This is a genomic window from Rhizobium tumorigenes (genome assembly GCF_003240565.2).
In the GTDB taxonomy this organism is placed as follows: Bacteria; Pseudomonadota; Alphaproteobacteria; order Rhizobiales; family Rhizobiaceae; genus Rhizobium; species Rhizobium tumorigenes.
The window spans coordinates 2540093-2560168 of sequence record NZ_CP117255.1; the positions used below are offsets into that span (position 1 = coordinate 2540093).

The window sequence follows — 20076 nt, forward strand, 5'->3', positions numbered from 1 at the left end:
ATGGCATAGGTTCGGCTTTGTCTGCCTTGGATTGGAGGTTTCCCTACCGCACTTCCGGCAATGATGGTGTGCCTCTTCAGTAACCCCGGCTGATGGAAAGCCGGAAGAGAACAAAAAGGCCCGCACCGTCGTTGCTTCAGATGTCCTCGCATTTCTCGGAAGGCCGAGATAGCGACTGGAGGGGTTAATTCCAGGTACCTTACCGTATCCTCACCAATTAGAGGACCAGCGGACACCCATGGGCACGTGCGACTTTGGGCTGACCGGGAGATAAGAACATTCGTTGTAACAATCAAGAATTTTCTTGGCTGAAGTCAAAAAAAATGCGCGGCGTCAACTGGATGCCGAAAATCGTTACCGACGAGGGCGAAAAGCTATCCGAAGGAAATAGCAGGGTCGTGGCTCTAAGACCGCCACCCACCTGAAGACACTTGGTAAAACTTGACACCATCCCGGGATTCGTCATGGGTCTATCCGGTCGAAGAACAGGATTACCGCGAAAAATGGATACCCTCACCCGCATACGCGCCTTCATCGATGTCGTCGAAGCCGAGGGTTTTTCGGCCGCCGCCCGCAAGACCGGGCGCTCGAAGGCGCTGCTGTCGAAATATGTGCGGGAACTCGAAGACGAACTCGGCGCGCTGCTGCTCAACCGGACCACCCGGCAATTCTCCATGACGGAAGCTGGCCACACCTATTTTCGCACCGCCTCCGATATCCTGAAAGAGATCGACAATCTCGCCGACCTCGTCCGTGAAAACAATGTCCAGCTCAAAGGCCGACTGAAGGTTTCGGTGCCGCGCACCTTCATGGATGCCGATGTCGGCCAGTCGCTGATCGACTTTGCCAAGGAAAACCCGGATCTTTCGCTGGAGATCGCTGCAGAGGACCGCTTCGTGGACCTGATCGAGGAAGGCTTCGACGTCGCCGTGCGCGTCACCAAGCTCGAGGATTCCGGCATGATCGCCCGGAAAATCTCGGATTTCCGCGTGCATATCTGCGCCACGCAGGAGTTTCTCGACCGCCATCAGCCCCTCGATCATCCGAGCGACCTTTCCCGCATCCCCTTCATCATCGACACCAACAACCGCGCGCAGGGCAGCATCCGATTCTGCAACGCCGACAGCACCTGGTTTAATGTCCCCGTTACCGGCCCGATGGAGGTCAACAGCCCGCATGCGACATTGCGCGCCGCGCTGGTCGGCATCGGTTTTGCCATCGTCCCGGACTTTATCGCCCGCAAGAGCATCGAGAGCGGCGCACTGGTGACATTGTTCAACGACTATATACCGACAGATCGCGGCATCTACGCCGTCTACCCCCATCGGCGCTACCTGCCGGCAAAGGTACGCATCTTCGTCGACTACCTGCACAACTGGTTTCGCAAGAACGGCTAGCTCCCTGCCCACTCGGACCGGTCCCAATTCCGTCTCATTTTTTCACGAAGTTGCACCATGAACGATGACCTGCGATGCGCCGAGGGCTCATGAAGAAAACAACCCTCCTGCTCGCCGCAATGCTGTTGATGGCGCCCGCCGCAGCATTTGCCCACCCGCATATTTTCGTGCAGGCGCGGCTTGAGGTGGTGGCCGGCGATGATGGCAATGTCAAGGAGCTACAGAATGTCTGGCGGTTCGACGAAGTATTCTCGTCTTCGGTGCTGATGGATTTCGACAAGAACGCCAATCTGAAGCTCGACCCGGACGAACTGACCGCAGTCGGCGCCACCGTGCGCGATTCGCTTGCCGACTACGATTACTACGTGAACATGTCGTTGAACGGAAAGGCGATTAAGGTGAACAAGCCTGATGTCATTCACGTCGACTACAAGGACGGACAGTTGTTGATGTTCTTCAAGGTCTCGCCAGCCGAGCCGATGCCGATGAAGGGCAACCGCCTTTCCTTCGGCATCTACGACCCGACGCTCTACACCTCGATCGACTTCCCGACAGACGGCGACCTGGTGACCATGGGCAGCACCTTCAAATCCTGCACCACGAAGGTCGTGCGCCCCGACCCGGACGAGGTCATCGCCGAGAACAAGTCATCGCTGACCGACGCCTTCTTCAACGACCCAACCGGGACGACCATGTCGAAACTGTTTGCAACACGGATCGATGCCCAATGCTGAACCGCCGCCTTGCCTTTGCGTCGCTTGCAGTTGCGCTCCTCCTTGCCGCAACCGGCTTCGCGCACGCCACTGGATCACCCCTCGGCATCGGCACCGCCGAACCGAGCTTCCAGCCTATCGGCGGTCCACTTGCGCCTATCTTCCTCTACGTCAACGAACAGCAGCAGGCATTTTACCGCGCCCTGACCCAGTCGATTGGCGCCATGCGCAAGGATCCCTGGCAACTCTCGACGCTGATCGGGCTATCCTTTGCCTACGGAATTTTCCATGCTGCCGGTCCCGGCCACGGCAAGGCGGTGATCTCGTCCTACATGGTTGCGAACGAGATCCAGTTGAAACGCGGCATCGCGATTTCCTTCGTGTCCGCCTTCGTCCAGGGCGTGGTTGCCATTGCCGTCGTTGCTGCCGCCTATTTCGTGCTGCGGGGTAGCGGCATCACCATGACCGAAGCGACCAACGCCATGGAGATCTCCTCCTTTGTTATGGTCATACTGTTCGGCTGCTGGCTGCTGTTTCGGAAATTGCGCTCTATGATGCGCGCGATGCCCGAGCGCCGCATGGAAATGGCGACCCCTGCCGGCCCTGTCAGCGTGGCGCTGTTCGACAGCGGCGCCTTCGCGCGCAATGACGCAACCGTGGCATCTGCCGGCCAGTTCAACTGCGATGCCCCGACCCTTGGAACGGCCGGGGTGGTCTGCGAGGATTGCGGACGCCCGCACCTGCCCGATCCCTTGCTTCTGAAGGCGGAGCATTTCAGCGCGCGTGAAGCCTGGTCGGCCATTGTCGCAGTTGGCCTTCGCCCCTGCTCCGGCGCCCTACTGGTCATGACCTTCGCAATGCTCAATGGCCTGCTGCTGGGCGGCGTGCTGTCGGTGTTCGCCATGTCGCTTGGCACGGCCATCACCGTATCGATGCTGGCGATCATGGCCGTTACTGCCAAGGGGCTCGCGATGCGACTGGCCGGCCCGGGATCGGCGAAATCCACCTGGGTGGGCAACGGCATAGAACTGCTCGGGGCTGTCTTCGTGATTGCAACGGGTATCGTCCTGCTGGGCGCGTCGTTGCAGACCTAGAGATCAGGACCGGTTGCGTCGCTGGTACCGCGCCCGCAGCCAGAAGATCAAGAAGAAGCAAAGAATGACGGCTGCGCCAAAACCCGTCGCCAGCCAGGGCGAAAACTGCCCGATCCACAACACCGCGTCCGGCATGAGGTAAAGCACCGTGCCAGCGCCGAGGAGAATGATCGCTGCAGCAATGGCTGACGATCGGTTTTCCGACTTTTTATCGGTCAAGCAGCCTACCCCTTGAAGCGCCGACGGCGCCGTGACGCTTCGGTAGCCGATCGATGGCGAACTGCAGGTCCGACCCGGACCGGCAGTCTCGAACGCGTATCAGCCGCGCAGTGCCGCAGCTTCGGCCGCGAGCTTCGTGATGCCGGCCCAGTCGCCCGAAGCGATCAGTTCCTTTGGCGCCACCCAAGACCCGCCGACGCAGATCACATTCGGCAACGACAGATAATCGCGAGCATTTTTGAGAGATACGCCACCCGTCGGGCAGAACATCGTGCCGGCCAGCGGCGACGAAAGCGCCTTGAGATAGCCGGCACCGCCTGCCTGCTCGGCGGGGAAGAACTTCAGCACCTGATAGCCTTCTTCGCGCAGCGCCATGACTTCGCTCGCGGTCGCTGCACCCGGCAGCAGGGGAACGCTCGACTGTCTCGCGACATCGAGCAACTCCTGCGTCGTGCCGGGGCTGACGATAAATTTCGAACCGGCTTCGACGGCCGCTTCCCAATGGGCGACGTTGAGGATCGTGCCGGCGCCAACCTCGGCGCCTTCGACTTCGTCGGCAACGGCGCGCACCGCATCCAGCGCTGCCGCCGTGCGCATGGTGATCTCGATCGCCTTCAGTCCACCGGCGACCAATGCCCGGGCAAGCAAGACTGCCGACTTCACGTCGTCGACGATCAGCACCGGCACGACCGGTGCATATTGCAGGATGGCTAGCAGCTTTTCGGTTTTTTCACCCATCGCCGACACTCCAGGAAACGATTGAATTTCAGACTTCGATAACCCTCCTGAACATCCTTGTCGAGACAAAAGCGGGCAACCGCCCGCCCGGGTAGGAAATGCCGCGGACATCGGTTAGCCTGTCTGAAATAGGACGAGGCCCGGGGAGGCTGACACCATTGGCAAAAGAGATTGAACGCAAATTCCTGGTCCGGCATGACGGATGGCGGGATCTCGTGGCTGAGACGATCGAACTGCGACAGGCCTACATCGCCTCGATGGAGGATCGATCCGTTCGTATCAGGCTTGCCAACGGCACGCTGGCGACGCTGACCGTCAAGATCGGCAAGCGCATGACGCGGGACGAATTCGAGTATCCTATCCCCCTGGCCGACGCGGAGGAATTGATGACGAAAGCAGTCGGCGTGCCGATTATCAAGACCCGTCACAAGGTGCCCTACAAGGGGTTTACCTGGGAAATCGACGTGTTCGACGGTGTGCATGCGGGCTTGCAGATAGCCGAGGTCGAGATGGGGCACGAGGATGACAACCCCGAGCTACCGGATTGGCTTGGCGAAGAGGTCACCGGCCAGCACCGCTATTCAAACCAGGCGCTGGCGATGCGCTCTAAAGTCTAGGATGCCCGCCATCGACCCACAGTCGAGCAAGCTTTGCCACAGGGGTCGCAAATCGACATTGCGTCAGAGGTCTCAAGGCTGTATTTCGACCGCATGACCGACATCACCTCGTCCACGCCCTCAGGCGTCAGCCCCTTTCTGGTGGCAGCGCTCTATCATTTCGCCGATTTCTCGCGGTTTGCCTCCATGCGCGACACGCTGCAGAGGCTGTGCGAGGAACAGGGCGTCAAGGGCACGCTGCTGCTCGCCCATGAGGGGATCAACGGCACCATCGCCGGCACGGACGCCGGTGTATCGACGGTTCTTGCTTTCCTGCGCGCCCTGCCGGAATTTTCCGCGCTGGAGCACAAGGAGAGCCGCGCGTCGAAGATGCCTTTCGTGCGCATGAAGGTGAAGCTCAAGAAGGAAATCGTCACCATGGGCGTCGAGGACATCGACCCCAACAGCATCGTCGGCACCTACGTCGCGCCGAAAGACTGGAACAGCCTGATTTCCGACCCCGATACCATCCTGATCGACACCCGCAACGACTATGAGACGGCCATCGGCGTCTTCAAGGGCGCCCTCGACCCGAAGACCAGGACCTTTCGCGAGTTTCCGGAGTGGGTTCGGCAGAACACCGGGCTGCACAACAAGCCGAAGATCGCCATGTACTGCACCGGCGGCATCCGTTGCGAAAAGGCGACGGCCTTCATGAAGCAGCAGGGCTTTGACGAGGTCTATCACCTCAAAGGCGGCATTCTCAAATATCTTGAGGAAGTGCCCGAGGAAGAAAGTCTCTGGGAGGGCGCCTGCTTCGTCTTCGACGAGCGCGTCTCTGTCGAACACGGGCTGAAGGAAGGCGAACACAGGCTTTGCCACGCCTGCCGCACGCCGATCACCGCCGAAGAGGTCACCTCGCCCTACTACGAGGCCGGCGTCTCCTGCAGCCAGTGCTACGATGTCAGAAGCGAGAGCGACCGGGAACGGTTCCGCGAACGGCAGCGCCAGATAGAGCTTGCCCGCAAGACCGGCCGCGCCCACAGAGGCTAGAGTTTCGAGCAACAGTGCGTGGATGCGCTACGCCGGATATCGTCCCGAAACGGCGATCCGTTGCCCGTTGTCCTCAGCATCGCGGAGTTCAGCCTGATAACGCTTGGTGATATCGGCGGCCGGCATCGGCTTGCCGTGGAAATATCCCTGCAACTCGTCGCAGCCGAATAGCCGCACCGCGATCCCCTGCTCCTCGGTCTCGATCCCCTCGGCGGTCACCGGGATATCCAGCGATCGGGCGAGTGCAACCGTTGCCTGCAGCATGTCGCGGGCGCTCTTGCCTTCCAGCACGCCCATGGTCAGCGATTTGTCGATCTTGATGCGGTCAAAGCCGAACTGGCGGAGATAGCCTATCGATGAGAACCCCGATCCGAAATCGTCGAGCGCCACCTTGACGCCGAGCGCCTTCAGACGCTCGATTGCCACGCGTATTCGCTTCGGGTTCTGGATGATGTAGCCTTCGGTGATCTCCAGCGTCACGCGCTCGGGATCGATCTCCGTCTGCTTTAGTACATAGCGCACATAGTCGGCGAAGGCCGGATTGCGGAACTGGCTCGGCGAAACGTTGACCGCGATACGCATGCCTGGCCAGGCGACGGCCGCCTCGCAGGCCCGCCGGAGAACCAGCAGCCCCAGCCCCTCGATCAGGCCGCTGGTTTCGGCCACCGGGATAAAAACTTCAGGGGATATCGGCCCGTAGCCGGGGCGATCCCAGCGCACCAGCGCTTCGACCCCGATCATCGCATGCGTCGCCGCATCGACCAGCGGCTGGTAGACCACACCGAGGGTTTCCCCTTCGATCGCAGCACGCAGATCGAGCTCCATGGCATTGCGACCTTCGCGATCGGTGTCCATGTCGCTGTCGTAGCACATCATGCGGGAGCGGCCTGCTTCCTTGGCCTTGTACATCGCGAGATCGGCGCGACGCACCATTTCCTCGCGACCGACACGACCTTCCGGGGACATGGCGATGCCGATGCTGGCGCCGACCACGATGACGCGGCGACCGATTTCGAGCGGTTCCGACAGGAAATCGAGCACCTGTTCGGCAAGGCCAAGTGCTGGGCCGTCACTCAGGTCTTCGCCGGGGAAGGCAACAGCAAACTCATCGCCGCCAAGCCGCGCGAGAATTGCGTTTTTCGGCACGAGGACTTTGAGCCCGGCAGCTATGGCGCGGATAAGCTGGTCGCCGGTACCATGGCCATAGGAATCGTTGATCTCCTTGAAGCCGTCGAGATCGAGATAGAGAAGAAGCACGTTGCTGCGATCGAGAGATGCCTGCTCGATCATCTGGTCGACATGCACCCGCATGCCTTCCCGGTTCAGCAGGCCGGACAGCCGGTCCTGCAGGGCCGCCTCGCGCGCTGCTGCTTCCTCTGCCCGTAAACGCTTGTTGGCAAGCGACCCGAGCATCAGCAGCACCACGAAGAACATGCCGACCAACCCGAGCGCACCGGCCACCAGCGGCCGCGCCTGCTGGTAGCTCATGTCGCCGGGAATGCTCGACTGCCAGACCATCTTTCCGAGCGTCCTGCCCAGAGGATCGACGACCGGCACCGCAATTTCCGACGCCGTGTCCGCCGAGACGAGATGCAGGCCGTTGATGACATAGTTATCCGCCATCACCCTGATCTGATCGGCGTCAAGGTGGCGGATCAAAACGAGGTAGCGCCGCTGGCCTGCCGGGACCGGAACGGCGCCCGATTTTTTGCGCACCAGCGCTACGCCGGCAACCGCCAACCCGCCGCTGGTGTCGATAAAGCCAGCCGCTTCCGGCACTGCACCTGCAGGCGCAGCAAGGGCCGTATCGAGCAAAGACCAGATGGCAGGGTCGAGCATGCTTTTGATAGGTTCGTTACTGGGCTTGCCGTTCTGGTACGTCAGGACAGGCTTTCCGCCCTCATCGACGACGAGCACGCTGTCAAAAAGCGGGTTGTTCGCCGACATCTCACCGAAGTTGCTGGCCACCCAATCCATGCCATTGGGCGCGTAGACGAATTTCGCCGCATCGTCCCACGCAGCATAGTCGCTCAGCGTTGCTTTCAGTTGGGTCTGGAATGTCTTCAGGGCGCCAGTCGTTGTCTGGAAGGAGCGTTTCTCATCGAGCCTGTTGGAATAATCGGCCACACGGGCGACGGCCGTCAGAACCATCAGCGTCACGACAGCAACCACGAGCGCGAACGAAAACAGCACAGCCATCACGATCGAATGACGGTCGCGTCCAATATCCCGCTGAAACAACTTCGAAAACGCGCCCATACGGCACTCCTTGAGCGCGGAATATGCAGAACAGGTCTTCAAGAACCGTTAAGGAAATTGAGAACGCGCTTGAAGGACAGAAATAATGCAACCTTTTGCTGCATTTCCCTATGCTTCTACCGCACTTCCAAGGAGTTAGCATCCCCTCATTTCGGGGATCAGATCGCGGTATGGTTGCCCTTTGGAAACAGCGACGCCAGTTCGGAAAACCATTTGCCGCTGTCCTTGACGGTGCGCACCTGCGTCTCGTAGTCGACATGGACAAGGCCGAAGCGCATGCGATAGCCCTCCGCCCACTCGAAGTTATCCATCAGGCTCCAGGCGAAGTAGCCGCGCATCGGATATCCGTCCTTGATGAGATCAGCGACGATATTGAGATGGTCAATGTAATAATCGAGCCGCGGCTGATCGTCGACTACACCGTCCACGACGCCCATGTTATAGGCGGCCCCGTTCTCGGTGATGTAGCATTCCGGCATCTCGTAGCGCCGGTAAAGGTCCTCGATCAGCAGCTTCAGGCCGGGCGCATAGACTTCCCAGCCGATATCCGTCTTGACGTCGCTGACCGGCGGCGCCTCTTTCGTCCATGGAAAGTCGCCCGATTTCTCCGCGTCGTCGAAGACACGATCCGGCTTGTAGTAGTTGATGCCGACCCAATCGAGCTTCTGGTTGATCAGCGCCATGTCGCCATCGGCGATCTCGGGCATGCGATCGCCCAGCGCCGCCACGAAGGCCTCCGGATACTGGCCCTTGAAGACCGGATCGAAGAAAGCGCCGTTGTGGAACTGGTGCGCCCGCTCTACAGCCGCATGATCGGCTGCACTGTCCGAGCCTGAAACGATCGATGCGGCGTTGAGCACCAGCCCGACCGGCACCTTCGGCGCCTCGGAGCGGATCGCCTCGACACCGAGCCCATGGGCAAGATTGATATGGTGCATGGCAGCCAGCGCCGCTTCCATATTTCGTTCGCCCGGCGCATGGATGCCCCAGAGATGGCTGAGCCAGACGATGCACCAAGGCTCGTTGAATGTAGCGACCGAGTCGAGACGGTCTCCTAGTCGTGCCATGACCGTCTTGGCATAGCGCTGGTATGCATAGGCCGTCGAGCGCGCCGTCCAGCCGCCGTCACCCATTAGCGAAAGCGGCAGATCCCAATGATAAAGCGTCGCGAAGGTCTTGATGCCGCGTGCCTTGCAACCGTCGACCAGCCGGTCGTAGAAATCCAGCCCCTTCTCGTTGATCGGCCCGGTACCCTCGGGCACGATGCGCGGCCAGGCGATCGAGAAGCGATAGGCCTCGACGCCCATCTCCTTGATAAGATCGAGATCCTCGTCCAGCCGGTTGTAGTGATCGCAGGCGACATCGCCGTTATCGCGCTGGAAAACCCTGCCCGGCATATTGCAGAACGCGTCCCATATCGACGCCTTGCGGCCATCGGTCCTGGTGGCGCCCTCGATCTGGAAGGCGGCCGTCGCCACTCCGAATGTAAAATCCCCTGGAAACCGCGCGGCCATCGTTTTTGGATCGATCATGGAAATTCTCGTTTTCTTGAACTGCTGGTGGACGATTTAGACCAGCAACTGCCCGGTTGTACAGATGATGAATGTCAAAACTGCAACGTTGCAGACAAGCCCATGCCGGCCGCCCAAAAACCGGCCCGCAAGGTACTCCAGGAACTCATCGATGTCGCCGTGATCCTAAACTCTCTGCGAGCCCTATGGACCAACCCCGAGATCGCACGAGTCGTGGCAGAGGGTTGATTGTGGGCATCGCCGTCCGCTTTGCAGACGACCGTTCCATTACGTCCTGTGCAACGCGGGCATTGAAACCGATCTAAACGGCCTGCGCCAGAACGGTTTTGGAGAGCGCGCGTTGTAGGGCTTCGATACAAATCGGATCATGCGATTGCCCCGCGCCTTCCCAGAGGATCGACATCGCCTTTGCAACGGACATGGCAGGGCGATAGGGCCGATCTGCGGTCAGCGCATCGAACACGTCAGCCGTCGAGACGATCCGGACTTCCATCGGAATATCCTTTGCGTGCAAGCCACGAGGATAGCCCTTGCCGTCCAGTCTTTCATGATGCGCTCCACCAACGAGCGCAGCAGCTGAAAAGGCACCGATATTCGAGAGGATTTTCTCGGACAGTTCGGCGTGGCGCCTCATCTGCGTCCACTCATTGTCATCCAGCTTGCCAGGCTTGTCGAGTACGCTGTTGCTGACGCCGAGCTTGCCGATATCGTGGAGCAAGGCGGCGCGTTTCAACAACCGGCGCCCGACGAGATCGAGGCCCATCTCTTCGGCAATCAAATCTGTAAACAACGCGACCCGGTCGCTATGACCCGAGGTAAACGGGCTCTTGGCGTCGATTACCCTGGCAAAGCCAGCCGCGATATCGTCCAGATAGTCCTCGTCCGCCATGATCATCTGCTGGCCGGGCTCGGCAGCCAGAACGAACGCCTCGATGTCGTCGGCGTTCAGGGCCTCCCAGAACCCTTGTGTTTGCGCAACGCGAGAAAATGCGTCGGTCAGCGATGGATCGAACCAGCGGCCTTTGCGCAGGCGAATTTCCTTCAACGCATTCTGTGGCCCACCGCTGCGCTGGAAGACATCGATCACCTGTGCCAGCAAGGCTATGCGAGAGAAAAGCGGGATGTCCTCGCCGGCCATGCCCTCCGGTTTGCCGCCACCGTTCCAGTGCTCATCGAGACCCATGATGCCTTGTGCTACACTCTCCGAGAAGCGCATTTGCCGAGCAATTTCGGCGCCGCGCTGGCAGCGCGTCTGGATGAGTTCGGTGGAAAAATCTCCGCCGTTCTGAAGGACATGGACGATGCTGCGAAAGCGCTCCGCAAGGCCCGCCTGCATGCCAGTGTGACCGATGACAAAACGCAGCATCTGGCCGAGACTGCTGTCGACCAGTTTGAAGTCGCGCTTGAAGCTCAGGTCATCGGCGAGATAAAGCTCGCATATCCTGGCCGCATTGCTGCTGCAGCCGAGATCTTTCAGGAGTAGCGTGTAGTAGAGGTCCTGCAGTTGGCTGTCGCTCAGACCGATTTCACGGCCTATCAGAGTGCCGATGTAGCAGCAGCGGATGCAATGCCCCGGAGGCTGTCCTTCCGTCATATCGAGCGCCTGGCTGAGAGCCTGTATAATTTCTGCCAAACGAATGTTGATGCCGGCCATCGGATCAGTCTCCTCGACGCCGCAGATTAGCAGAGGAAAATTGACAAAAATTGAACCCGCCGCCCGAACCGGGTATTGCGGCACTCTTCCGCTTACACAATGCGGTCGGATCATCGCCTCTGTCGGGGCGCGCCTTCGGATTGGCGACAGCATCAACTATGCGGCATCCGGCCTCATCGACTGGAGACTTGCATCCGAATTTGCCGGCGGTGGTAACTATGGGCGGTGTCCGCGGCTTGAGGCTATCGGCACGGCTGAGCATTTACAACGGCCTGCTCAACCGTATGTTCGCTCTGCTGATCTTCGTCGTCGGCTGTACGTGCTGTATCGGAGCATGCTGGGGGTCACTAACCGATAGCATCGGCGGGCGCCGACCTGGTACCCGGTACGCTCGTCCTTACGTCCAACGACGCACCACCTGACAACACTTGCATCAGCCACCATTCCGCAGGAAACCCGTTTGCATGAGCGTTCCGACAACTTACCCCTTCGACTTCGACCCCACCTACGGCATGCAGATCGAAGACCTGCTGGCAATCAGGCCACCGCCATCGCCGCCCGGTTTCGACGCGTTCTGGAAAGCCCGCTATCGCCGCGCCATCGCTGCCGATCCGAAACCAATATTGCGGCGGAGCAAGGCGGCGCACCCGGACTGGCATGTCCTCGATATCACCTACACATCGACAGGGGGCTTTCCGATAGGCGGCTGGCTGCTGTTGCCTCGGACCGGACCGGTTCGCCGTGGCCTTGTCGTCGGCCATGGCTATGGCGGGCGCGACCAGCCGGACTACGACCTGCCGGTCGAGGAGACAGCCCTGTTGTTTCCCTGCTTTCGCGGCCTTTCGCGGAGTTCACGGCCTCCCATTCCGGCCGATGCTGCGGGCCATGTGCTCTACGATATCGACAGCGCCGATCACTACATCATCGGCGGCTGCGTCGATGATCTGTGGCTGGGGGTCTCGACCCTGCTGGCCCTCTACCCCTGGCTTTCGGGCCATATCGGCTATAGCGGCATCAGCTTTGGCGGCGGCATCGGCGCGCTCGCGATCCCTTTCGACACGCGCATCGCCCGTGGCCATCTGGTGGTGCCGACATTCGGCGACAGGCGGGCATGGCTGACATTTCCGACCGTCGGTAGCGCCCATTCGGTGCAAGCTTACGCAACCAGCCATCCGCAGGTACTGGAAACGCTGACCGTCCTCGATGCAGCTGTGGCAGCCTCGAGGATCACCGTGCCGATGCTGACAGCCGTCGCGCTTTTTGACCCGGCGGTGGCTCCGCCCTGCCAGTTTGCCATCGCCAATGCGCTGCCAAAATATAATGAAACTTTCATCCTCGATGCTGGCCATTTCGACTATGATGGCAGCGAGGCTCAGGAAGCCGTGCTGCGCGAGAAGGTTAGACAGTTTTTCAAGGACCTATGAACCGCGAATATTTGCGCTGGTACAGCCCGCGCCTGCATCGAGACATGGAGTTGCTGGTGTTCGGGCACGCCGGCGCCAAAGTCCTGATGTTTCCCACGCGCGACGGACGGTTCTGGGAATACGAGGCTCTTGGAATCGTTGCCAGTCTCGCGGACAAGCTGGAGGCCGGCCAGTTGCAGCTGTTCTGCATCGAGGGGCTCGCGAGCGAAAGCTTCTACAACGCCCACCGACGGCCTGCCGAGCGCATCGGCCGCCACGCCGCCTTCGAAGACTATATCCTGCATGAAGTGCTGCCGCTGATGGCCGCAAAAAATCAGGATGGCTGCACCATCGTCCACGGCTGCAGCCTCGGCGCCTTCCAGGCAGCCAACCTGGTCTTCCGCCACCCGCATCTGTTCCGCAAGCTCGTCGCCTTCTCCGGCCGCTACGATCTCACCATGAAAGTCGATTCTTTCGGCGATCTGCTGGACGGCTATTATGACGATCGGGTCTACTTCAACACGCCGCTGCACTTTCTTCCCGGGATGACCAACGACTGGCGGCTGGACAAGCTGCGTCAGGTCGAGATCGTGCTGACGATCGGCAAGGATGATCCGTTCCTCGACAACAACCGTCTGCTCAGCCACGTTCTGGCAGACAAGCAGGTCGGCCACCAGCTTCACCTCTGGGATGGCCGCGCCCACCGGGGAAGCGCCTGGCGAAAGATGGCGGCGCTTTATATCTGAAAGACGGTCGCCACCCTCTTCAACCTCTGGCTAGCCTCAGAGCTTGACCCAGGCACCGTTTCGCTTCGACGAGGCAACGCAAGCATCGACGAAGGCAACACCCTTCACGCCGTCGTCAACCGTCGGATAGACGACATTTTCATCGACAGCCTTGCCAGCCTTCGCGGCATTGATGGCGTGAGCAGCCTCGGTGTAGATCGTCGCGAAGGCTTCGAGATAGCCCTCGGGATGGCCAGCCGGAATGCGCGAGACGCGCGCAGCAGCCGGACCGGAGCCAGCACCGTTGCGGGTGATCAGCCGCTTTTCGCTGCCGAACGGCGTAAACCAGAGATAGTTTGGGTCCGCCTGTACCCATTCAAGCCCGCCCTTGGTGCCGTAGACCCGGATCTTCAGCCCGTTCTCATGGCCCGGCGCCACCTGGCTGCACCACAGCATGCCCTTGGCCGGCTTTTCCGCCCCCTTGGCCTTGAAGCGCAGCATCACATGGGCATTGTCGTCGAGCGGACGACCGTCGACGAAGCTATCGAGATCGGCTGCCAGGCTGTCGAGCTCCAGCCCCGAGACGAAGCAGGCGAGATTGTAGGCGTGTGTGCCGATATCGCCGGTCGAGCCACCGGCCCCTGACTGTGCCGGGTCGGTGCGCCAAACGGCCTGCTTTGCGCCGGTTTGCTCGACCGCCTCGGTCAGCCAGTCCTGCGGATATTCGGCCTGTACGACGCGGATATCGCCAAGTTCGCCATTCGCGACCATTTCCCTTGCCTGCCGGACCATCGGATAGCCGGTGTAGTTGTGGGTCAGCACGAACAGCGCACCGCTCTCGTCGGCGATCTTCTTCAGCTTCTTTGCGTCGGCAAGATTGGAGGTCAGCGGCTTGTCGCAGATGACGTGAATGCCGCGCCGCAGGAATTCCTTGGCGGCGTCGTAATGGACATGGTTGGGTGTCACGATCGACACCGCCTCGATGCCGTTCTTCAGCTTTGCCTCGCGGATCGCCATCTCGCGGTAGCTGCCATAAGTCCGGGATGGCTCAAGACCGAGATCGAGCCCGGAGGCCATCGCCTTTTCCGGCGTCGACGACAGGGCGCCGGCCAACAGTTCGAACTGGTCGTCGATGCGGGCAGCGATCCGGTGAACCGCGCCGATGAACGCCCCCGCCCCGCCGCCGACCATGCCGAGCCGGATGCGCGGTGCACGGGCCTGTTGCTTTGAACCTTCGATTGCCATGGGTTTCTCCTGGAAAATATCTGTTTTCTCTTCTCCCCAGCGGGGAGAATATGTCCGAAGGACAGATGAGGGGGTGGGCGACGCGAACGCCTCGTGCGCCCTCATCCGGCCCTACGGGCCACCTTCTCCCCGCTGGGGAGAAGGGGAAATGGACTAAAGCCCCAGCATCCGCCGGTTTGCCGCATCGTCGGTGCCGCCGGCGGCAAAATCGTCGAAGGCGTGCTCGGTGACACGGATAATGTGCGCCTTGACGAACTCGGCGCCTTCCCGCGCGCCGTCTTCGGGATGCTTCAGCGCGCATTCCCATTCGACGACAGCCCAGCCGTCGAAATCGTTGGCGGTCATCTTGGAAAACACCGCGCCGAAATCCACCTGCCCGTCGCCCGGCGAGCGGAAGCGGCCGGCGCGATTGACCCAGCTCTGGTAGCCGCCATAGACGCCTTGGCGGCCGGTCGGGTTAAACTCGGCATCCTTGACGTGGAACATCTTGATACGGTCTTTGTAGATGTCGATGTTGTCGAGATAATCCAGGCACTGCAGGATATAGTGCGAGGGATCGTAGAGCATATTGGCGCGGGGATGGTTGTTCACCCGCTCCAGGAACATCTCGAAGGTGACGCCGTCATGCAGGTCTTCGCCCGGATGGATCTCGTAGCAAACGTCAACGCCGTTTTCCTCGGCATGGTCGAGGATCGGCGTCCAGCGCTTGGCAAGCTCCTCGAATGCCGTCTCGACGAGACCCGCCGGTCGCTGCGGCCATGGATACATATAGGGCCAGGCCAAAGCCCCGGAAAAGGTCGCATGCGCCGAGATGCCGAGGTGCTTCGACGCCGTCAGCGCCATTTTCACCTGCTCGACCGCCCACTCCTGCCGTGCTTTCGGATTGCCACGCACCTCCGGCGCCGCGAATCCGTCGAAAGCCTCGTCATAGGCAGGATGCACCGCCACCAGCTGGCCCTGCAGATGGGTCGAGAGCTCCGTTACCTCGACACCATTCTGGCGCGCCAAGCCGGCAAATTCGTCGCAATAATCCTTCGAGCTGGCAGCCTTCTTGAGGTCGATCAGCTGTCCGGCCCAGGTCGGCACCTGCACACCGACATAGCCTACATCGGCCGCCCATTTGGTGATCGAGTCCCACGAATTGAAAGGTGCGGCATCGCCTGCGAACTGGCCGAGAAAGAGGCCGGGCCCCTTGATGGTCTTCATGTCAGATTCCTCCCTGAACAGATACCGTAAACGTTTCCAATGCGGTCCTGCTGCGCCCTGGGCACGCAGAGGGCTCCTCAACCCACCGCAGAGACTCCAGCCTTATGGCCAGAAGTCAACGTGCATCGAACTAATCACGGGCGTCCGACATACGCAAGAGGTACGTACCGCATTTATGGATGCACGACTGAGGGTACGACAGAATTTTGACTGTGCCACCTATGACTTCGGTCACTCCAGGGCCTCTGGCTGACCACTCAACAACAGGATGCAATCACGAACTCGTAAAAGATGTATTAAATAAAATTAAAGCCTATAGATGCAATTAGAAAAACGTGTTTATATGCCTTGTCGCAACCTGAGGTAATAATCATGCAACTCAACACAACATCCGTTAACTTAATGTCTGCTGCAAAGTCCCCGGAGGATGCCGCAAAACTGTTTCTTGGCGCGGTTAGTCAAGGCCTCGCCATCGTCGTCGCCGACGCACTTTCCAAAGCCGTATCGACTACGGTAGCGAGTGCTGCAACAAGCACATCCATTGTCGGCTGGGAAAGCCTGATTGGCGGGCTTGCAATGGAACTGGCTTGGGCTACTCCGGCTCTCGTCGATGCGAAACCAATGGTCAGAGTTATAGGCTATGCACCATGCTTACCTGCGGGAACCGTGTCGTCGCTCGGTATTAGCGTCGGCATTGGGGTTAGCATCTCAGCAACATTCTAAACATAGTGGTAGTGACGATGCCTGTCGCCACTACCAACCCCCGTAGTCTGCCATTCGGTCGTTGCAGCACCTACACCCACTTGAACCTGATCAGCTACGCGAAGGTGGGAACCAAGTTATCTTGGCGTTACCCTTAGTCGTCAGCGTCGCATCTTCCGCAGTGGGTCGCCGTTATTCACCGGACCTATAGAGCATCCTCGGCACCTACAGGCCATCAACGCGATTTTTCCACCAAACCGCGGGGAACCTGCCCCCCCCAATTGGGATCGTGTGCATATTTGCCGCGCCTCACATCCTGACGCTATATAGACCTCCGGAGTTGGCTTTGGGTCGATCTGGGTGGATCGCGGCGATGGCTGCACGCGACTGGCCGAGGCAATTCCACGATACTTGACAAGTCTCCTGTCCTCCTTAGGGCTACAGGCTGGATTTTGCTTTCAGGAGATCACAGAGATGGCACACGAACTCAATGTTCCTCCCGGCACCCCGGCTATCCTGCGGAACGCGTCGCTGGAAACGCCGGAAATCTGGGAGGCACGCGTCGATCTCGCGGCTTGCCTTCGGAGCGCCGCGCGGCTGGGCCTTGAGGAAGGCATCTGCAACCATTTCTCGGCGCTGGTGCCCGGTCACTCGGACCTGTTCCTCGTCAACCGGCTGGGCTGGGCCTTCCAGGAGGCAACCGCCTCGTCGCTGCTGATCTGCGACTTCGACGGCCACGTGGTCGCCGGTGACGGTGTGCCGGAGGCGACGGCGTTCTTCATTCACGCCCGCCTGCACAAGATGCTGCCGCGCGTTGGCGCTGCCTTCCACACCCATATGCCGAATGCCACCGCGCTCAGCATGGTCGAAGGCGAACCGCTGGTCTGGGCTGGCCAGACCTCGCTGAAATTCTATGGCCGCACCGGCATCGACGAGCACTACAACGGCCTGGCGCTTGATGAGCGTGAGGGCGACCGCATTGCCGCGACCCTTGGCGATAACGACATATTATTCATGAAGAACCACGGCGTCATGGTCTGCGCGCCGAACATCGCCGAAGCCTGGGACGATCTCTATTATCTGGAGCGCGCCGCCGAGGTGCAGTTGAAGGCCATGAGCACCGGCCGCCGTCTGCTTGCCGTCCCCGCCGAAGTCGCCTCTGCCGCCGCCCGCCAGATGCGCGAGGGCGACCCGGAAAGCGCCCGGATGCATCTGGAAAGCCTGCGGCGCGTGCTGGACAGGCAAGAGCCGGAATATCGGAATTAATAACCGCGCTGCTGAGATGAGATTTCTTCTGTGGTGCGGTCCCCTCATCCGGCCCTTCGGGGGACCTTCTTCCCGATGGGAGGAGGGGAGACCTGCGCAGGTCGCGTAAATTGCCGTCAGCCACCGGCTGATTAAATAGCAACCCGGTTCCGCGAGAGAAATTGCCCTTCCCCTTCTCCCCGAGGGGAAGAAGGGGCCCGAAGGGCGGATGAGGGGGTCTCCCCCCTCACCACTCACTTGTGGACAATGACCTTAGAAAGGCGAATCCGGGAAATAGAAATCCTTGGCATTCTCCTTCGTCACCAGCGTCGCATCGACCAGATAGGTGCCGCGCACCGGAACCTGGCCGTAGAAGTTGGCGACCGTAAGTTCCAGCGCCGTTCCGACCATGGCCGGCGGATAGAGCACGTCGACGGGGATCATCTTGTCGCCGTCCATGACCTTCTTGATCATATCCTTCGAGCCGGCACCGGCGATCACGTATTTGATATCCGTGCGCTTGGCCTGGTCGATGGCCTGCAGCACGCCGACGGCCATGTCGTCGTCCTGGCACCAGACTACGTCGATCTTCTTATACTTGGTCAGGAAGTCCTGCATCACTTTGAAGGCATCGTCGCGGTTCCAGTTGCCGTACTGGCGGTCGAGCACCTTGACGTTGGAGCCGGCAATGCCCTTGTCGAAGCCGTCCTGGCGCTGCTGGTCGATCGGGATCGGCAGGCCGCGGATGACGACGACCTCAGCATCCGGAGTGTTGGCCTTGATATATTCGCCGGCAGTCTGGCCGAGCGCCGGATTGTTGCCGGCAACATAGAGGTCGCGGATCGTATGGTCGTTGACGCTGGGCGCGCGGTCGACGATGGCGACGAACTTGCCCTTGTCCTTGACCTCCTGCATGGCGTTGACTAGCGGATCCGGATCGGATGGCAGGATGACGAGGGCATCGATGCCCTGCGTCGACAGGTCCTGCACGGCATTGGCCTGGCTTGCCGGATCAGCCGAGGTCTTGACGATGATGTTGAGGCCCGGATGTTGTGCCATCAGCAACTTGGCGACACGGTTGGCATGGAATACCACACCGGACGTCCAGCCATGGTCGGCGGCAGGGATAGACACGCCGATGGTGACTTTCTTGTCTTCCGCATGGGCAGCACTCACCAGCGCGGCAAGGGCGACAGTCGTCGCCAACAGGATTTTACGCATATCTGTTCTCCTCCCAGAGAGTATCGGGGTCGATATCGCAGAAGACCGGGCGACCCCACCACCCGGTCCTTTTTCACGACTTGCCTATCAGCGACCGCTGAACGAGCATCGCAATGATAATGATCGCGCCCTGGATGGCGCCGATCAGGTATTCGCTGACGAAATTCGACAACAGCATGATATTGCCGACGATTTCGAGAATGAAGGCGCCGCAGACCGTCCCCCAGATACGCCCGACCCCTCCCCGGAGCGCCGTACCGCCGACGACGACAGCCGTGATCGCCTGGAGTTCCCAGAGAATGCCGGTGGTCGCCGATGTCGACCCCAGCCGAGGCACATAGAGCAGCACGGCAACGGCAACGCAGATGCCCTGAATGACATAGGCGGCGGTGCGTACCCGGTTGACCGAGATGCCGGAATAGCGCGCCACATCCTCGTTCGAACCGACAGCCGCGACATGCCGACCGTAGCGGGTGCGATAGAGGATGAAGGCGCCGATGGCAGCCATGGCGAAGATGACGATCACAGGCACGGGCACGCCGAGCACCTGGCCGAAATAGGCCGGCCGGTACATCTTGACGATCTCCGGGCTGCGCACCGTGATGGCACCACCTTGCGACAGCCAGGTGGTCAGGCCACGAAAGATGCCCATCGTGCCGAGCGTCGCGATGAACGGCTCGATGCGGCCGACTGTCGTGATGAGGCCATTGGCCAGTCCGCAGGCACCCCCGAGGGCGATGGCGAGCAGCATGGCGACAATAAGCATGCCGGCGGGATCGGCGATAACGCCGCTGTTGATGAACAGGATCATCAGGCTGGCAACGAATGCCACCATCGAGCCAACCGACAGATCGATCCCGCCCGCCGAGATGACGAAGGTCGCGCCGATGGCAATGATGGCGATGAATGCACTGCGTGTGATGACGTTCAGCAGGTTGTCGATGCTGATGAAATTCGGATTGGCGAAGGCGCCTAGCACCAGCAACAAGGCGAGCGCCACGAATGGAGCCACGGCCCGTAGATCGAGATCCTTCCACGAGCGTTTCATCTTGACGGATTCGGCTGTTGTCACAT

The 20076-nt window shown here is 60.4% G+C and carries 18 protein-coding genes; 9 read left to right on the forward strand and 9 right to left on the reverse strand.

Annotation, left to right across the window (positions count from 1 at the left end):
* Nucleotides 1-503: 503 nt before the first annotated feature.
* The 3 genes from PR017_RS12390 (at nt 504) to PR017_RS12400 (ending at nt 3204) form a co-directional block, all read left to right on the forward strand.
* Nucleotides 504-1397 carry a LysR family transcriptional regulator gene (locus tag PR017_RS12390; RefSeq protein WP_111218812.1) on the forward strand — a complete coding sequence of 298 codons (894 nt, stop codon included), beginning with the start codon at nt 504-506 and terminating at the stop codon, nt 1395-1397.
* An 89-nt stretch (nt 1398-1486) separates the two neighbouring features.
* Nucleotides 1487-2131 (forward strand): DUF1007 family protein, encoded by a 645-nt coding sequence (locus PR017_RS12395; protein ID WP_111218814.1) that lies wholly within the window; start codon nt 1487-1489, stop codon nt 2129-2131.
* A complete protein-coding gene (locus tag PR017_RS12400; protein ID WP_111218816.1) occupies nt 2125-3204 on the forward strand; it encodes a nickel/cobalt transporter in 1080 nt (359 codons plus the stop codon). The genes PR017_RS12395 and PR017_RS12400 overlap by 7 nt, the downstream gene beginning before the upstream one ends.
* A gap of 3 nt (nt 3205-3207) precedes the next feature.
* On the opposite strand, the gene PR017_RS12405 is transcribed toward PR017_RS12400, so the two are convergent.
* Nucleotides 3208-3423 carry a hypothetical protein gene (locus PR017_RS12405; protein WP_111218818.1) on the reverse strand — a complete coding sequence of 72 codons (216 nt, stop codon included), beginning with the start codon at nt 3421-3423 and terminating at the stop codon, nt 3208-3210.
* 99 nt (nt 3424-3522) lie between these two features.
* Nucleotides 3523-4161 (reverse strand): 2-dehydro-3-deoxy-phosphogluconate aldolase, encoded by a 639-nt coding sequence (locus PR017_RS12410; protein ID WP_111218820.1) that lies wholly within the window; start codon nt 4159-4161, stop codon nt 3523-3525.
* A gap of 158 nt (nt 4162-4319) precedes the next feature.
* Here PR017_RS12410 and PR017_RS12415 point away from each other — a divergent pair, with 158 nt between their 5' ends.
* The gene (locus PR017_RS12415) at nt 4320-4778 is read left to right on the forward strand and encodes a CYTH domain-containing protein (protein WP_111218822.1); all 459 of its coding nucleotides are present in this window, start codon (nt 4320-4322) and stop codon (nt 4776-4778) included.
* A 93-nt stretch (nt 4779-4871) separates the two neighbouring features.
* On the forward strand, nt 4872-5810 hold the full coding sequence (gene trhO, locus PR017_RS12420; protein WP_111219023.1) for an oxygen-dependent tRNA uridine(34) hydroxylase TrhO: 939 nt from the start codon (nt 4872-4874) through the stop codon (nt 5808-5810).
* Nucleotides 5811-5837: 27 nt separating this feature from the next.
* Here trhO and PR017_RS12425 read toward each other — a convergent pair whose 3' ends face one another.
* From PR017_RS12425 to PR017_RS12435, 3 genes are all read right to left on the reverse strand, one after another.
* Nucleotides 5838-8069, reverse strand: a complete 2232-nt coding sequence (locus tag PR017_RS12425) for a bifunctional diguanylate cyclase/phosphodiesterase (protein ID WP_111218824.1) — start codon at nt 8067-8069, stop codon at nt 5838-5840.
* 158 nt (nt 8070-8227) lie between these two features.
* Nucleotides 8228-9601, reverse strand: coding sequence for a GH1 family beta-glucosidase (locus tag PR017_RS12430; protein ID WP_111218826.1), 1374 nt, complete (start codon nt 9599-9601; stop codon nt 8228-8230).
* A gap of 301 nt (nt 9602-9902) precedes the next feature.
* The gene (locus PR017_RS12435) at nt 9903-11255 is read right to left on the reverse strand and encodes an HD-GYP domain-containing protein (protein WP_111218830.1); all 1353 of its coding nucleotides are present in this window, start codon (nt 11253-11255) and stop codon (nt 9903-9905) included.
* Nucleotides 11256-11719: 464 nt separating this feature from the next.
* Between PR017_RS12435 and PR017_RS12440 the strand changes: the two genes are divergently transcribed.
* Together PR017_RS12440 and PR017_RS12445 are read left to right on the forward strand one after the other, a co-directional pair.
* Nucleotides 11720-12679: an acetylxylan esterase gene (locus PR017_RS12440; protein WP_111218832.1), complete on the forward strand. Its 960-nt coding sequence runs from the start codon at nt 11720-11722 to the stop codon at nt 12677-12679.
* Nucleotides 12676-13404, forward strand: coding sequence for an esterase family protein (locus tag PR017_RS12445; protein ID WP_111218834.1), 729 nt, complete (start codon nt 12676-12678; stop codon nt 13402-13404). Before PR017_RS12440 ends, PR017_RS12445 begins: the two co-directional genes overlap by 4 nt.
* Nucleotides 13405-13440: 36 nt before the next feature.
* Here the strand turns inward: PR017_RS12445 and PR017_RS12450 are convergent, their stop codons facing one another.
* Both PR017_RS12450 and PR017_RS12455 read right to left on the reverse strand, forming a co-directional pair.
* On the reverse strand, nt 13441-14628 hold the full coding sequence (locus PR017_RS12450; RefSeq protein WP_111218836.1) for a Gfo/Idh/MocA family protein: 1188 nt from the start codon (nt 14626-14628) through the stop codon (nt 13441-13443).
* Between the two features lie 153 nt (nt 14629-14781).
* A complete protein-coding gene (locus tag PR017_RS12455) occupies nt 14782-15834 on the reverse strand; it encodes a sugar phosphate isomerase/epimerase family protein (protein WP_111218838.1) in 1053 nt (350 codons plus the stop codon).
* Between the two features lie 372 nt (nt 15835-16206).
* Here PR017_RS12455 and PR017_RS12460 point away from each other — a divergent pair, with 372 nt between their 5' ends.
* The gene (locus PR017_RS12460) at nt 16207-16557 is read left to right on the forward strand and encodes a hypothetical protein (protein WP_240538944.1); all 351 of its coding nucleotides are present in this window, start codon (nt 16207-16209) and stop codon (nt 16555-16557) included.
* Between the two features lie 453 nt (nt 16558-17010).
* Nucleotides 17011-17802 carry an aldolase gene (locus PR017_RS12465; protein ID WP_111218840.1) on the forward strand — a complete coding sequence of 264 codons (792 nt, stop codon included), beginning with the start codon at nt 17011-17013 and terminating at the stop codon, nt 17800-17802.
* Nucleotides 17803-18054: 252 nt separating this feature from the next.
* On the opposite strand, the gene PR017_RS12470 is transcribed toward PR017_RS12465, so the two are convergent.
* Nucleotides 18055-19002, reverse strand: a complete 948-nt coding sequence (locus PR017_RS12470; RefSeq protein ID WP_111218842.1) for a substrate-binding domain-containing protein — start codon at nt 19000-19002, stop codon at nt 18055-18057.
* A 73-nt stretch (nt 19003-19075) separates the two neighbouring features.
* Nucleotides 19076-20050, reverse strand: coding sequence for an ABC transporter permease (locus PR017_RS12475; RefSeq protein ID WP_425070029.1), 975 nt, complete (start codon nt 20048-20050; stop codon nt 19076-19078).
* Nucleotides 20051-20076 lie beyond the last annotated feature (26 nt).